Annotated in this window: 1 pseudogene; it reads left to right on the top strand. The window is 36.5% G+C overall.

From position 1 onward, the window contains the following. Positions 1-233: pseudogene (locus ACY2RX_RS14965) on the top strand (tRNA (adenosine(37)-N6)-threonylcarbamoyltransferase complex transferase subunit TsaD); the annotation flags it as partial.

Genomic DNA, 233 nt, shown 5'->3' on the forward strand with positions numbered 1-233 from the left:
ACAAGGTTGGGGCAAAGCAAGAAATTCATCCTAAATATGGTGGTGTTGTTCCAGAATTGGCATCAAGAGCACATCAACAAAACATTGTACCTGTGGTACAACAAGCTATTAAGCAAGCCCATATTACAAAAAAAGATTTATCTGCAATTGCATTTATTAGAGGACCAGGCTTAATGGGTTCTTTATTAGTTGGTACTTCTTTTGCAAAATCGTTAGCCTTAGGTTTGCAAATT

It is taken from the genome of Polaribacter sp. 2405UD43-2 (assembly GCF_058147125.1).